This window comes from Burkholderia sp. LFS061 (assembly GCF_047978125.1).
Lineage (GTDB): Bacteria > Pseudomonadota > Gammaproteobacteria > Burkholderiales > Burkholderiaceae > Burkholderia > Burkholderia pyrrocinia_C.
The window spans coordinates 19,517-33,187 of the sequence record NZ_JBFPFS010000066.1; the positions used below are offsets into that span (position 1 = coordinate 19,517).

18 protein-coding genes and 1 tRNA gene are annotated in these 13,671 nt (G+C 61.5%); 8 read left to right on the plus strand and 11 right to left on the minus strand.

Annotation, left to right across the window (positions count from 1 at the left end):
* The first annotated feature begins 203 nt into the window (after window positions 1-203).
* From ACNQQL_RS33520 to fnr, 4 genes are all read left to right on the plus strand, one after another.
* Entirely contained in the window at window positions 204-614 is a 411-nt protein-coding gene (locus ACNQQL_RS33520) for a DUF3005 domain-containing protein (protein WP_347068670.1), read from the plus strand.
* A gap of 29 nt (window positions 615-643) precedes the next feature.
* Window positions 644-811 carry a hypothetical protein gene (locus ACNQQL_RS33525; protein ID WP_310130202.1) on the plus strand — a complete coding sequence of 56 codons (168 nt, stop codon included), beginning with the start codon at window positions 644-646 and terminating at the stop codon, window positions 809-811.
* Between the two features lie 401 nt (window positions 812-1,212).
* Window positions 1,213-1,680 carry a universal stress protein gene (locus ACNQQL_RS33530; protein WP_034181467.1) on the plus strand — a complete coding sequence of 156 codons (468 nt, stop codon included), beginning with the start codon at window positions 1,213-1,215 and terminating at the stop codon, window positions 1,678-1,680.
* A gap of 103 nt (window positions 1,681-1,783) precedes the next feature.
* Window positions 1,784-2,530, plus strand: a complete 747-nt coding sequence (gene fnr / locus ACNQQL_RS33535) for a fumarate/nitrate reduction transcriptional regulator Fnr (protein ID WP_347068673.1) — start codon at window positions 1,784-1,786, stop codon at window positions 2,528-2,530.
* A gap of 48 nt (window positions 2,531-2,578) precedes the next feature.
* On the opposite strand, the gene ACNQQL_RS33540 is transcribed toward fnr, so the two are convergent.
* A complete protein-coding gene (locus ACNQQL_RS33540; RefSeq protein WP_072445109.1) occupies window positions 2,579-3,472 on the minus strand; it encodes a LysR family transcriptional regulator ArgP in 894 nt (297 codons plus the stop codon).
* Window positions 3,473-3,581: 109 nt separating this feature from the next.
* Here ACNQQL_RS33540 and ACNQQL_RS33545 point away from each other — a divergent pair, with 109 nt between their 5' ends.
* From ACNQQL_RS33545 to ACNQQL_RS33555, 3 genes are all read left to right on the plus strand, one after another.
* Entirely contained in the window at window positions 3,582-4,202 is a 621-nt protein-coding gene (locus ACNQQL_RS33545) for a LysE/ArgO family amino acid transporter (RefSeq protein ID WP_034181470.1), read from the plus strand.
* A gap of 381 nt (window positions 4,203-4,583) precedes the next feature.
* A complete protein-coding gene (locus tag ACNQQL_RS33550) occupies window positions 4,584-5,531 on the plus strand; it encodes an aldo/keto reductase (protein WP_347068676.1) in 948 nt (315 codons plus the stop codon).
* Window positions 5,532-6,212: 681 nt separating this feature from the next.
* Window positions 6,213-6,286, plus strand: a tRNA-Gly gene (locus ACNQQL_RS33555).
* Window positions 6,287-7,017: 731 nt separating this feature from the next.
* On the opposite strand, the gene ACNQQL_RS33560 is transcribed toward ACNQQL_RS33555, so the two are convergent.
* The 10 genes from ACNQQL_RS33560 to ACNQQL_RS33605 all read right to left on the minus strand — a co-directional run bounded on the left by ACNQQL_RS33560 (window position 7,018) and on the right by ACNQQL_RS33605 (window position 13,063).
* Window positions 7,018-7,227: a hypothetical protein gene (locus tag ACNQQL_RS33560; RefSeq protein ID WP_347068678.1), complete on the minus strand. Its 210-nt coding sequence runs from the start codon at window positions 7,225-7,227 to the stop codon at window positions 7,018-7,020.
* Window positions 7,228-7,258: 31 nt separating this feature from the next.
* Complete coding sequence (locus tag ACNQQL_RS33565) at window positions 7,259-7,720, minus strand: hypothetical protein (protein WP_347068680.1); 462 nt, start codon at window positions 7,718-7,720, stop codon at window positions 7,259-7,261.
* A gap of 1 nt (window position 7,721) precedes the next feature.
* Complete coding sequence (locus ACNQQL_RS33570; protein ID WP_347068682.1) at window positions 7,722-8,201, minus strand: hypothetical protein; 480 nt, start codon at window positions 8,199-8,201, stop codon at window positions 7,722-7,724.
* 125 nt (window positions 8,202-8,326) lie between these two features.
* Complete coding sequence (locus ACNQQL_RS33575) at window positions 8,327-9,493, minus strand: hypothetical protein (protein ID WP_347068684.1); 1,167 nt, start codon at window positions 9,491-9,493, stop codon at window positions 8,327-8,329.
* Window positions 9,494-10,004: 511 nt separating this feature from the next.
* Window positions 10,005-10,391, minus strand: a complete 387-nt coding sequence (locus tag ACNQQL_RS33580) for a Thoeris anti-defense Tad2 family protein (protein WP_347068686.1) — start codon at window positions 10,389-10,391, stop codon at window positions 10,005-10,007.
* A 465-nt stretch (window positions 10,392-10,856) separates the two neighbouring features.
* The gene (locus tag ACNQQL_RS33585; RefSeq protein ID WP_347068688.1) at window positions 10,857-11,054 is read right to left on the minus strand and encodes a hypothetical protein; all 198 of its coding nucleotides are present in this window, start codon (window positions 11,052-11,054) and stop codon (window positions 10,857-10,859) included.
* A 12-nt stretch (window positions 11,055-11,066) separates the two neighbouring features.
* Window positions 11,067-11,582 (minus strand): DUF1804 family protein, encoded by a 516-nt coding sequence (locus tag ACNQQL_RS33590; RefSeq protein WP_347068690.1) that lies wholly within the window; start codon window positions 11,580-11,582, stop codon window positions 11,067-11,069.
* Window positions 11,583-11,597: 15 nt separating this feature from the next.
* Complete coding sequence (locus ACNQQL_RS33595) at window positions 11,598-12,143, minus strand: glycoside hydrolase (protein WP_347068692.1); 546 nt, start codon at window positions 12,141-12,143, stop codon at window positions 11,598-11,600.
* 99 nt (window positions 12,144-12,242) lie between these two features.
* The gene (locus tag ACNQQL_RS33600) at window positions 12,243-12,671 is read right to left on the minus strand and encodes a Mor transcription activator family protein (RefSeq protein ID WP_347068694.1); all 429 of its coding nucleotides are present in this window, start codon (window positions 12,669-12,671) and stop codon (window positions 12,243-12,245) included.
* Window positions 12,668-13,063: a gp16 family protein gene (locus ACNQQL_RS33605; RefSeq protein WP_260429563.1), complete on the minus strand. Its 396-nt coding sequence runs from the start codon at window positions 13,061-13,063 to the stop codon at window positions 12,668-12,670. Before ACNQQL_RS33605 ends, ACNQQL_RS33600 begins: the two co-directional genes overlap by 4 nt.
* A 147-nt stretch (window positions 13,064-13,210) precedes the next feature.
* On the opposite strand from ACNQQL_RS33605, the gene ACNQQL_RS33610 reads away from it, so the two are divergent.
* Window positions 13,211-13,501 carry a hypothetical protein gene (locus ACNQQL_RS33610; protein WP_347068696.1) on the plus strand — a complete coding sequence of 97 codons (291 nt, stop codon included), beginning with the start codon at window positions 13,211-13,213 and terminating at the stop codon, window positions 13,499-13,501.
* Window positions 13,502-13,671 lie beyond the last annotated feature (170 nt).

Genomic DNA, 13,671 nt, shown 5'->3' on the forward strand with positions numbered 1-13,671 from the left:
CAGAGGCGGCGAGATCGCATCCCCTGTCGCCGCTTCGCAGGAAAAGAATCATACTCTGTAGAAAACGCGTCTTCTAGCTGAAATAAATCATGACAAATCAGTGCGCGTCGCGCGACCGCGGCGGTCGCCCGCGCGCCTTTTCCCGTCGTACCCGGAACGGGATTTGCTTCGATCCGAAGCGCTTCGCCGCCAGGAGAGCCGTGATGGAATCATCCGGTCAAACAGGTCATTTGCATCCGCACAGCGTCGAGCTCGACAACGACGACACCCACGACAGCACGGTCGACACCGACGGCAAGAACCGCGAGGCGTGGCTTCTCGCCGGCGGCGGGCCGATCTCGCCCGACCAGATCACGGGCAGCAACGCGTCGCTCGTCGATTCGATGCCCGAAGCCGGCGACGGCCTCGCCGGTTTCGACAGCCGCGCCGGCGGCAACCATCCGGCGTTCGCGCTACGCGCGGGCTACGTGATGATCGAGAAAGGCTTCGCCGCGCCGTCGCCCGCGGACGATGCGCAGTTCGGCCCCGTCCACCGGATGTACGGCAGCGCGTACTGGCCCGGCCACGGACGGCGGCCGGAACGCGTGATCGAGTTGACGGCCGTACCGAGGTAGCCGGCGCGGCGTTTGAATCGATCGTTCGTTTGCGGATCGGCATCGGTCGACGATCGATGCCGGCGGATTGGCGCGCGCGACGGGTGCGCAAGCGAACGATTCCGCGCGTCGGCATCGGCGGTTTCATGCATGCCGCGAATCGCGCCGACGCACATGCGTTGATCGAAGTCATGTCGAAACGGCGCGGTTGCGATTGAATGACGATGCGCGTGGTTCATCGGCGCGGCTGTTGCACCGTGTCGGTGCGGCATGCACGCGCCGCGATGCGTGCACCTGTGCAACGCGCGATTCCGATACCCGCGCATCCGTTCCCGGCGACGATGCGGTCTTCATCCACCATCGCTCGGAGCCGGCTGTCGCGAACCGCGCGGCGGCCACGCGAACGACGGATGCGACGCAGCCATGCGATACGCGCCGCGCAGTGCGGCATGCATCGCGCGCATGGCCGTGCGCCGCGGTGCCGGAGGCGCTGCTGTAGCACGGCAGGACAGGCACCGCACTGCGAAGTCCCCGCCATTGGTTTACCCTGCCTCGCAGCATTGCTCAGACTGATCGGCCATCCGGCCGACTTCGTTTCAACCCGCCACTCGGAGACACTATGTACAAGCGTATTCTGGTTGCCGTCGACGGCAGCAACACGTCCCGCCATGCGTTCGATGCCGCGCTGGCGCTCGCGAAAGCACACGGCGCCGAGCTGCAACCGTTCTACGTCGTCGAGAACGCCGCGATCTACTACAACGTGCCGGGCTACGATCCGTCCGTGCTGCGCGATCAGCTCGTCGCGCAAGGCAACGAGCTCGCGAAGGATTTCACGAAGCTGATGCAGGCAGCGGGCGTGAAAGGCGATACGAAGCTGGCCGAAGCGACGTCGCTCAACGATGTGTCGCAGCTGATCCTCGAGGGCGCGAAGGCGTTCGGCGCCGATCTGCTCGTGCTCGGCACGCACGGCCGCCGCGGGTTCCGCCGTCTCGTGCTCGGCAGCATCGCCGAACAATGCGTGCGGCACGCGACGCTGCCCGTGCTGCTGATTCCGGCCGCCGCCAACACGGACGAGCAAGCCGCATGAACGGCGTTCGGCATCCGCGGCCGGTCGCGACGTTTTGTCACCCGACAGCGACAACTTGCGGTGGGACAATGATTCAGTCGATTCAACGCCGGAGTAAACGATCATGCTGACGCCCGTCGCCACACGTACCGCCGCCACGCCTCATGCCGGCAACTGGGCTCCTCGCCAGGCCGCGCACTGCTCGTCGTGCGCAATGCGGCACCTGTGCATGCCGCAGGGCCTGGCGCCCGAAGCGCTCAGCCGCCTCGAATCGGTCATCTGCGCGGCGCGCCCCGTCAAGCGCGGCGAAGCGCTGTTCCGCGAAGGCGACGCATTCGACAACCTGTACGCGGTGCGCTCGGGTTCGCTGAAAACCGTCGCCACGCGCCACGACGGCCGCGAACAGGTCACGGGCCTGCATCTCGCGGGCGAAGCGCTCGGCCTCGACGGCATCTGCGACGACACGCATCCGCGCACCGCGGTCGCGCTCGAAGACAGCTCCGTCTGCGTGATTCCGTACAGCGCGCTGAAGGCGCTGTGCTCGGAAGCCGGCTCGATGCAGTTGCGCATGCACAAGCTGATGAGCGAACAGATCGTGCGCGAAACGTCGCAGACGATGCTGCTCGGTTCGCTGAATGCCGAAGAACGTGTCGCCGCGTTCCTGCTCGACGTATCGTCGCGCTACCTGAAGCGCGGTTACTCGCCGTCGGAATTCAACCTGCGGATGACACGCGAAGACATCGGCAGCTACCTCGGCATGACGCTCGAAACGGTCAGCCGCACGTTGTCCAAGTTCCAGAAGCGCGGCCTGATCGAAATGCAGGGCCGTCATGTGCAGATCATCGACTTCGACGGCCTGCATCACGTCTGATCCCGCACGGCGCACGCATCTCGCGCGCCGCCCGCGTGACGTTACCGATCAGTCGAGAAACAGCGCGGCGCGCGCCTTCAGCGCCGCGCTGAAATCGTCGAGCCAGCCGATCGACAGACGCCAGCTCTGCCAGTAAAGATCGATGTCGACGGTGCGCCCGCGCGACATGTCGACCAGTTCGCCCGCCGCCAGCTGCCGGTCGACCATCCGGTCCGGGCACATCCCCCATCCCAATCCCGTTTCGCATGCGCGCAGATAGCCCGCGACGTGCGGTATCCAGTGCTGCGGCGGATCGAGATCCGCGCGCGTCACTCGCCGCATGAAACGCGCCTGCAGCCCGTCCTTCGGATTGAACATCACGCACGGCGCACGGCGCAGCGCATCGCGCGTGATGCCCGCGCCGAAATAGCGTTCGTAAAACGCCGGCGAGCACACCGCGCGATAGCGGATACGCCCGAGCCGCTCCGACCGGCATCCCTGGATCGGCTCGGCCTGCGCGGTCACGGCGCCCTGCACGCTGCCGTCGCGGATGCGCGCCGCCGTGTAGTCCTGGTCGTCGATCACGAGGTCGAGCAACGTTTCGCGCTCCGTGCAGAACGGCCCGACCGCGTCGATGAACCACGTCGCGACGCTGTCGTCGTTGACGGCCACGCGCAACATCGGCCATGCGCTCGCAATCTGGCCCGGCAGCGCCGGCATCCGGCCGCCCAGCTCGGCCTCGAGCAGTTGCACGCGCTCGGTATGCCGGCACAGCAGTGCGCCCGACGTCGTCGCGACGCACGGCTGCCCGCGCTTGACCAGCACGCTGCCGACGCGCTCCTCCAGAAGCTTCACGCGCTGCGACACCGCCGACGGCGTGACGTTCAGCTCCTTGGCCGCACGCTCGAACGAGCCGTACCGGATCACAGCCGCGAGCGCATCGAGCAGGGCGTAGTCGAGCATTAGATTTCCTTAATCCGCATTAGGTGAATTAGCTTCTCTTATTCTCATGCTGACCGCAGACTAGCGCTACACGATTCATCCGTCTACTGCTTCTACTGCTGTCACCACCATGAACTGGCTCGCTTTTTCCCACGGCGCCGCACTGTGCGCGTCGCTCATCGTCACCATCGGCGCGCAGAACGCGTTCGTGCTCCGCCAAGGCATCATGCGCTCGCATGTCGGCAAGATCGTGCTGCTGTGCGCGCTATCCGACATGATCCTGATCGGCGCCGGCGTCGGCGGCGCATCGGTGCTCGTCGAGCGTTATCCGACGTTCGTCCACGCGGTACTGTATGTCGGCCTCGCGTATCTCGCGTGGTTCGGCATCAACGCGCTGCGCCGCGCATTCAAGCCGGGCCACGCAACGCTCGACGTGCGCGGCGACGCGGTCGCGCCGCCGCCGCAGAGCGGGCTCGCGATCGTGCTAATGACGCTCGCGTTCACGTGGCTCAACCCGCACGTATATCTCGACACGTTCCTGCTGATCGGCACGGCCGGTGCGCGCGAGCCGGAAGGCGCACGGCTCGCGTTCGCAATCGGCGCGATGGCGGTCAGCGTCGTGTGGTTTCTCGGGCTCGGTTACGGTGCGCGATTGCTGGCGCCATGGTTCCGCAAGGCCGTTGCGTGGCGCGTGCTGGATGGCGCGATCGGCAGCATGGTGCTGTTTCTCGCGGCCGTGCAGTTGCGCTGACCGACTCGCCATCGCACGGGCGGCTGCTTGCCGCCTGGGCGCCGATCCGCTCCTGCGCCACGTCGGGGGCGTCCCGCCTTCCCGCCTGCTTCCGCCGACACGGCATCCCGCTTCCCGCAGCGCATCGCCGCCGCGAAATTCAGCTCCAGATCCAACGCAGTCGTACGGACCACCAACGTGACGGACGATGCGTCCGTCATCTGTCGCAGGCCGTCCATCATCGCGACGACGCACCGCCTGCACGAATCGAACCGATCGGCGAGAATGTCCGCTGTCCTGCGACAACGGTGGAACCGCACCGCGCACCCCGCCGTCTCGTCGCGCTCGACCTGGCCAATCGCGCAGTTCAATCCCGTCACCCCACCGATATCGGAGCAGAACATGGCACTACGCACTCTCGGCACGTCGAACATCCAGGTTTCGCCGCTCGCGTTCGGCGGCAACGTCTTCGGCTGGACCGTCGACGAAAACGCATCATTTTCGCTGCTCGACGCGCTCGCCGACACCGGCATCAACTTCATCGACACGGCCGACGTCTATTCGGCCTGGGCGCCCGGCAACAGCGGCGGCGAATCGGAAACGATCATCGGCAAGTGGCTCAAGCGTTCCGGCAAGCGCGAACAGGTCGTGATCGCGACCAAGGTCGGCCTGCTTTCGACACGCGCGGGCCTGACGAAAGACAACATCCTGCAGGCCGCCGACGATTCGCTGCGCCGCCTGCAGACCGACTACATCGACCTGTATTTCTCGCACCGCGACCTCGCCGATACGGCCCCGCTCGAGGAAACGCTCGGCGCGTACCAGACGCTGATCGACGCAGGCAAGGTTCGCATCATCGGCGCATCGAACTACAGCGGCGCGCGCCTGCGCGAAGCCGCCGACATCAGCAAGCGCGACGGCCTGCCCGCGTACCAGGTCATCCAGCCCGAGTACAACCTGATCGACCGCGCCGACTACGAACGCGATCTCGAGCCGGTCGTGCGCGACCTGAAGCTTGGCGTCGTCAACTATTACGCGCTCGCGAGCGGCTTTCTGTCGGGCAAGTACCGCAGCGAGGCCGACCTGAAGAAGAGCGTGCGCGGCGATCGCGTCGCCGGCTATCTCGACGAACGCGGCCTGCGCATTCTCGCGGCGCTCGACGCCGTGTCGGCGAAGCACGGCACGCAACCGGCCGCGGTCGCGCTCGCGTGGCAGATCGCGCGGCCGACGATCACCGCGCCGATCGCGAGCGCGACGTCGCTCGCGCAGCTCGAATTGCTCGGCGAAGCGATCCGAATCCGGCTCGATCAGGACGACATCCGCCAGATCGACGAGGCCAGCGCAACCTGAAGTCGGCAGCGGCAGGCCGGTCGATGGAATCGCGCAGTCTCGCGGTTCCACGATCGGCCTGCGTCAAGTGCGCTCCGCTATCGCCGCAGTCGCAGTCGCAGTCGCGGGTGCGGGTGCGGGTGCGGGTGCGAGAAAGATCGGGAATCTACGCGAACGTCTGTAACGACGCGCCAGATTTGGCATAGTTTTGCGCTGTGTTTGGCACTCGACTAAATCGACGGTTTCGCGCGTGATTTGTCACCGTCGCGATCGACTTGAAGCGACAAACGCATGAACGGTCGACTATTCAACAGACGACAATTCTCAGTTAATATTCGCGTCGGCGATGTTCGATAGAACTGCAGCCGGAAACCGTTGATACTCGCCCGCGTGAGGGCCGGCAATACTCACGCAACGCAGCGCAATTGACCGCCGGGAAAGACCGGCCCGAAACCAACCTCTTCGTGGGGTTGGTTTTTTTTGGTCGCGATGCGCCTTGACTCTACGAGAGTGATTTCGGAGTTCTCAAAATCAAGATGTTTCTCAAACACTTGAGCTACTCAGCCCCCTTATGATTGAAGCCGCTCATCACCCCAGATGAGCTCTCAGGTGTTTTCGACTCTTTGCATGCCGCCTACGGGCGGCATCTTTTTTGCCAACGCTAGAGATTAGCTTGGGCAGCAGTCGGAAATGTCCATTTGTGCGGGTGTAGCTTAATGGTAGAGCAGAAGCCTTCCAAGCTTACGGCGAGGGTTCGATTCCCTTCACCCGCTCCATTCTGTGCAGCGACCTCTCCGACGGCGCAAAATCAATCAATCCCCAGAACTTGGTCAATTTGATGGAATTAATTTTTTGCGAAAATAGAGATGATTCTTATAGCGCAATGAGAAACTTTCAATCACAGTTACGACTGACTGCGCCATACCCCTCAGGCGCAGTCGCCTCGTGTGGCAAGGCGGAAGCCTTGTTTCAATACCGCCCCACAAGGGCGGTATTTTTTTATGTACAGGCCCCTGGACATGTGCATAAAAAAGCCCGCCTCTCCATGCAGAGGCGGGCTTAACCCATGTTGCCTGCTTGCCCAGAATGGCAAATAGCAGGGTTAAATTATACAGCGCGGAAGCCGGCCCGCTGGAATGAGAATGGTCTTGCACTATTCCGTCGAGGATTGCGCATAAAAAAATCGCCCTTCTACAAAGTAGGAGGGCAGCCAAACGTCGGAGACAGACTATCAGAGAATGCCCATCGGTGATGGGCAGCGTAATTCTATGGCCGCTCAAGCAATCGGAAAAGAGAGTATTTTCTTGTTCTTGATTTCCTCTTCCAAGAGCACCACATCGTTGAAAACGAGGCAGACATGTCGAGGAAAAAATATCCCGTGCTTTCAAGCGAAAGCACGGGATTTAAAGAAACACATGAGAGAGCATTAATTCTAGCGGCTACGCGCCCACCTAGGAATCAGAATTTCCTTGCTTTCTTGCCTGCGAGCCAACTGCTACCGCACACATCATTCATCGTTGTCGGCGGTCACCGGCTTTGGCGGTCGAGCTTCGGTTTCCTGCGATGCCTTGTACTCGTTCCTGAAGGCGACGCCGTAGTCCACGTTGTGCATCTCGTTCACCTGCACCGGGACGTTGAGCGACGGCGAAATGCAGCCCCCCAGAATGCCGGCGATGGCAGCAGCGCTTGCGATTGCCACAATAATGATTTTCTTCATCTTCTTGCTCCAGTACGATTTGTTGTCGCCATCAGCTTTGTGTCGGCCATCTAACCGCGTCAATGGCCTCGGGGGTTTGAGCAGCCTCCACCGCAGCCAACAACGCGTCCTTCTTTTGCAGCAGCATGGAGATGGCCGCGATGGCATCCGCGCCGACTTGCTGGATCTGTATGGCCGTGTGTGGTCGCCGCGCCCAGACGCGATTTTTGTCCGCGCACATGAAGGGCACACGCCAGCGCGGATCACCGCCCAATTGGGGCAACTGCGACGCGGTTACCGCGGCACTCAAGTTCTGCTGGTCGGCTGGTTGGGACGGATAGGTATGCACGGTGCCAAGGGCGCTCGACTGAAAGCCTGACGTGATGGCTTGCGCGCAAGCCGCAGTGAGCAAGCCGATACGGGCCGACTTCGCCCCCGCCAGTTGCTCGCTTGCCAATTTCGCCCATTCGGCGTCACCGATCTTCGTCAACTCGCCATTGATGAGTCGTTGCATGTCAATTCACTTCGTATAGTTTGACGGTTGCCGCCTTGATGTTGCCGCTCGAGAGTTGCAGGCGAATACCATTGATCGGATTTAGGCTCGTATACGAACCCGCACCGATATAACGGGCGGTCGCCAACGCATTGGCTCCCTGCATGTCCCACGTGAGTCGCCTGTAAGCACTGCTGCCGTGCGGATCGTAGACATCAATGCGGCCGGCGGTGCCGAGCCCCTCACCCACACGCATACCGTTAAGGATTTGCATGTAACTGGCGCTTCCGCGCTCAATGCCCGATCGCGGTTCGCTGTTGGCGAAGAACCATGCATACGCATAGATCGCCGAATTGATCCAATTGCCGTTCTCTGCAAAGCGCAGCCAGAGCTCGGCTCCATCTGTGTCTGTCGTTAGATCGCAGATCTCGACGAGATAGCGGCTGCAGTTGTCAGTGAGATTCGTAAAGTCAATCGATGCCACAGGCGATGTGGTGCTCACGGCATGCAAACGCCTTACGATCACGGACTGTTTTGTCGCAAACTGAGCCTCCGCGTCCTTGGACAGGTACCGCCTATCCGCTTCGCTTTCGATGCCATAGCCTGCGAGAGTAGTCGGCTTTCCGCTCAATCCATCCCAGGTAGACGCGCCTGCTTCACCTTTCTTCGCATACTTTTGTTCGGCCCATTCCCGTGTGGCGTACTTCTCCAGCGCATCTTCAAAGGCGATGCGCCCGAGGTCCTTGTCCCCGACCGTTGCACGCAGGCCGTCACCGCCTTTGTCTTGCCCGAGCTTGACGACTGCCGCTCCTTGGTTGACGCCCGTACGATCTCGCCCCGTGCCGACGCGAGTTCGATCTCGCGCTTGTCGGCGTTGAGCATCAACTCTTCGCACTGCGCCCACAAATCCATGTCCGATGGCATCTGGGCGATCGCCCGGAAATGGTGGACGACGTGACCGATGCTGCGCTTGGCGCGCGAGATCGGATCATCCTTGTCCAGCACCGTGCCCACGCCCACATACTTGACCGAGCCGTCCGGCGGGCCAAGGTAGTCGATCGCTTTTTCCAGCCAGGTCCAGCGGTTCTGCCGCTCGGTCGGGCTCTTGGCCTCGGCGTCGGTGATCAGGTCGTCGCCGAACAGCACCTTGGGGCGGCTCGATCCGTGGAATGTGCCGCGAATCGCCTGTTCCGCGCCGAACGGTTCGACCTTCACGCCGTTGCGCGTAACGAACTCGCCGACTTTCCACACGGGCCCCTTGCCGCAGATTTCCGGGAAGTCGAGCGACAGGGCCGCGTTCGCGGTCAGCTCGGTCTTGATGACTTCCAGCAGCTTGGTCGGCAGCGAGGTTTCCGCGCCGAGCAGGATCAGGTAGTCGAGGAATGCCGGCGGCTCGCCCGTCCAGCCCACTTCACGGCGAATCTCGGCGCGTTGAAGCAACCCCTGCGCGATGATGTACGCGGGGCCGATCTTGGTAGCGAGCGAGGACTTGGCTTCGCCGCGTGGCGCGACCCACCATTCGCGGGCCCCGCCGGATTGCCGCAGCAGCTTCGGAAAGCGGTTGCAGAAGTGTGCCTGGAAGAGCGACGGCTCACCGCGAATGTGATGCGGGAAATACGTATACGCGAAGAACTGGAAGTCGCCGTCGACGAGCACGCGTCGGCGACGCGCCAGGCGCGCGGCCGGCGCCGGATCGAGGCCCGTCGACCAGGCGTCGATATCGCGCCGAAGGGACGCAGCCAGCTCGGCGATTTCGTCGAAGAAATCCTTCTCGGTAAAACGGGCGGAAGTCACGCTTTGAAATTGTTCAAGGGTTTGTTGTGGGTGGCAAGCACTGACGCTACCGAACTGCCGCGCGTCACGTCCAGCGTCCCTTGATAAATGGACTACCGCCTAGACGAGCCAAGCGTCGACACTGCGCCGCATAGAGAAGCTGAAAGCCCACATTGCTCGCTTCGAAAATTGGTCGCAGGAGAAGCAGCGCGATGAACTGTACGAGCTAGCTCCGGGCAGTTTCGCTTACCGCGTAAAGCCTTCGATGCAGGGCAGCGAACCCGCGCATAATCTTTGTCCCGACTGCTACCAGAACAATGTCAAATCGCTCCTTCAGTACAGCGGATTTCAAAACTCGCATAAAACATATACCTGTTCGAAATGCAGAAAATCGATTCTAGGGAAGCGAGAACCGCAACTTGCCATGACCGCGCCGATTAAGCAAAGAACAGACTGGTCGTGCTTTCCGTAATATCGGACTTATTCGGAAAGCAGCTCGAAGCAGTTTCGTGAAATCGAGAAAGTGCGGGGATTAATCATCGCCACAAAAGACTAGCCAGTCCTCACCAAGCAGGTCACCGATACCGGGCAACCACATTGCGTAGCGCGCAAGCCCGGTATCGTCGACCGACACGAGATAGGCAATTGGCTCAAGCAGTGAGCGCCTTGCGTGCCCCTTCAATGCGCCATTCCAGTTGTCGCACAGTGCAACCCATGTCGACGCCGGCCACGACGCGCGCCGAATCCTGCCGCCAGTCCGAAGAATCGCGAGTGCCGCCGCAAAATCCATGCGCTGCTCCGCGCCGATCCTGAGTTCACGATCAGAAGTCGGAGGAGCGTCATTCGCGCGAACCCGGCCATGCCGCCATCGCGCTGCGATTGCGAAAATGTGTCGCATCATTCTTTCCTTTTGATTCACGAATTAGCGCTTCAGACCTTCCGGCGGTAGAGAGGAACCAGCCTCTTGATCACCTGAAGACGCTTCCCGTCGAAGCCCCAAAGCGCCTGACCACGCAGACGGTAACGATGGCGATGGACCGTCTACCGAATGCACTGCACTGGCCCGGTACACAGATCGGCCCCTGATAACGGCGTAGGGTTCGAAATCGATAGAGCCGATCAGATTCCCGTCAGCACCATGCAGCGGCAACGTGAAGCAGCCGGCTACATGTCCCGTGGCGATCAACAAGCGATCGCCACGGCATTCCCCTGGCTCAAGCCACATTTCGATGCCTGCGTCGGCGTAGGGTTGCTTCCAGCTCATTGAATCCGCCATTCCCCATTCCTCCCCGATCGATAGATCGACGCCAACTTCCTACAGAACCGCACCGACACCGCTGCGAATGCAGTGACGTGCTGCGGATACGGGCCGTTCACGACGCCGTCAGTCATGCGTGGCGACAATCTCATCCAGTAGCTTGTAGACGTCGACGCCGTCATAGCACTGCGGCGCATGCTTGACGCGCAGCTTCTCGCCCGTGATCAGCTCGATGTCGAGACAGATATCGCCATGGGCATCCACCCTTGCCGACACGATGTGTTCGGTGTTCACAGCGCGGTTGCGGTCGATCTTGATCAGCATGTTTGTTTCCCGTCATCCATTCTTGGTTGATCCATAAATTCGGGCGACCTCGTCACCGAACGGCATCAGCACATCCGCGAACGCTTCGAGATGCTGCGGGAAACGTTCTTTCACGAAGGCTGCGAAATGCAGCACGACGCCCTTGGCGACAGCGAGTTCGTTGGTTTCGGGCAGGATGCGTTTCGATGACGCAATCGTCTTGTTGTACGCATCCGCGAGGCTGGCAAGCAGCTTGACCTTCTCGACCGAGCACATCTCCGAATCCGTCTCGACGGCAGTCATCGTCGCCTGATACTGGCGCACCAGGCCAGAGAGCATCTGACGGGCAACGCCTTCGACGCCGCCATCGGCCATCAGGTTGGCCGCTTGTACCTTGTCCCAATCGTCGCCGCTTTCGGCCGCGTCGCTTTTCCAGCGCCGCGCCGTGCCATGCGACACGCCCGCGCTCATGGCCGCGACCTCAAGCGAGAGCCGGTCATAGACGTAGGCGTGCCGCACTTTGTCGCGAACGCTTTTCGGGTGTGCCATATCGCGGGTGTCCCGTTAGCCGATTGCGACGGTGCCGCCTGCGTTGCGGTAGACCGCCATGAGGAATGCATGGCGCTGCGGATCGTTGCCAAAATCCTTCGGTGACAGGTGCGGCCAAACGTTGGCGCACGCGGCAATTGCAGTGCCGACGTGACCGGACTGGACCAACGGGAGGGCGTGGCGCTCACGCATCTGCTCGAGCGCGATGCGATCCTGAGAGAGCGGGCTGAAATCGTCCAGGCCGAGCTGCTCGGCGTAGCGCCAATAGTCCAGCTCGGCGAGTTGGTAGCGGCCGGCCTCGGAAACGGTCACGCCGTCCAGCGGCGGAAACGTTTCATAGGTGCGGAACGTGAGCAGCCGCTGCGCGACATACACGTGCTCGCGCTCGATCGGGCCGTGCGAGCCCTCCAGCACGTTGTAGCCGTCGTCGCTGTTATCGAGCACCCACGTCGAGTGCGTGCTTGCGGCGAGCATGTCGAGAAAGGCGACGACGTTGTGTCCGCCGGCTTCCAGTGCAGAGATTCGTGCCATCGTTTTATGGGAGTGCGTATTCGATGGCACTACTTTAGGTGGCCGGCGATTGTCGCCATAGGCAACAGACGTCAGTCACAAAGCATGAACCCCGCCGAGGCGGGGTTCATGGAGTGGGTTTCTGCGCGACTAGAACAGTGAGACCTGGCGGCTCGACGGCGGGTCTTCCTGTTTCAGGATGCGCCAGATTTGCCGGTCGGATAATTTGTTGCGCTGGACCAGTTTGACCACTGCGTACAGCGAGCTGTGTTCGCGCGTTATGGTGTCAAAGTCGGCGCGAATGCGGCGATCACGAGCGAGACGGACCGCCTTCGCGCACGTCGGGATATACAGCGGCTCGCCACCAAAGTGCTCGGTCAGGCGATCGGCCGCCTCGACGCCCACCACCTCGGCCAGAAGTTGATAGCGGACTTCGCCCTGGCGCGACAGGCGCTTGGCGACCGGAAACGTCGTGCCGCCCAGCTTCTCGATCAGCATGACGGTTTTCGGCATACCGATCAGGCGGACCAGCAACCGAACGAAGTCGGGGAGTTCATCTTCTACGTCGGTGAAGTTCACGCTTTCCTCCGGGTTGCATCAATTTGAAGCGCGGCAATCAGCTTGCCGAGCATTTCGCTGTCGCAGAATTCAATCGCGTCGACCTTGCAGATTCGCTTGACCATCGCATGCACATAATCCCAAGGGCGACCTGCGTCAGTGAGTAACGCTTCGATTTTGCCGAGCTGCGCTTCGCGGGTAAGTGTGTAGCGCGGTCGGCGTCCATGTGAATGGACCGGTTTGAATCCGCAACGTTCAAGATGACGCATGACCTTGGTAGCGCCGGCCGCGTCCAGGTCTTTGGCAGAGGACACGCCTGCGACAGAGCGCAGCATCGTGCGATAGCTGTCGTCATCCATGCCCAGTTGCTGCTTGGCGATATGGATTTTTGCGAGAGTCGATGTGGAAATCACGAGAAATTTCTTGCATTCAGAGCATTGCGCTCGTCCGTTAAACTCGGCGTGCACGATTGATGTTGTGCACGACTTATCTATGCAAGGAATTCTATGCGAAATGAAGAAAGGAGTGTTCTAAAGCGATTATTCGCGGAGGAGCCGCCGTTGACGATGCGAGAAATCAACGAGCGGCTGCTCACGGTGGAGGATATTGCGGCGGTCGAGCGGGACCTGGGAGAGGCATCACGTATCGTGCTGCTGGCGATCATTGCGCATCTACAGGCTGCCGGCGTCATGAGCAGCACCGCACTGGTGGCCAACTTAGAGGCAACGCTCACGCAGCTCGACGATCAACAAAACACCCGCACTGGATTGCAGGTCATGATCGGGGCAATCAAAAATTCCCTGATTTGGCACGATGCGTCTGCCCAGGCACTGAGCCGTCGCGATCAGTAGAGGAACCGCTGCGGCCGCCACAAGTAACACGCCATCGCCGTTGCGGCGACGAAGCCCAAAACAGCCACGACGTCGCAGAGGAAATTGGCGCGGGCATACGCTCGCTGCTCTTCGATCGCCGAGATTGGCACCTTAACGCGATCGAGCGACCCGCTCAAAGAAGTCGCCAC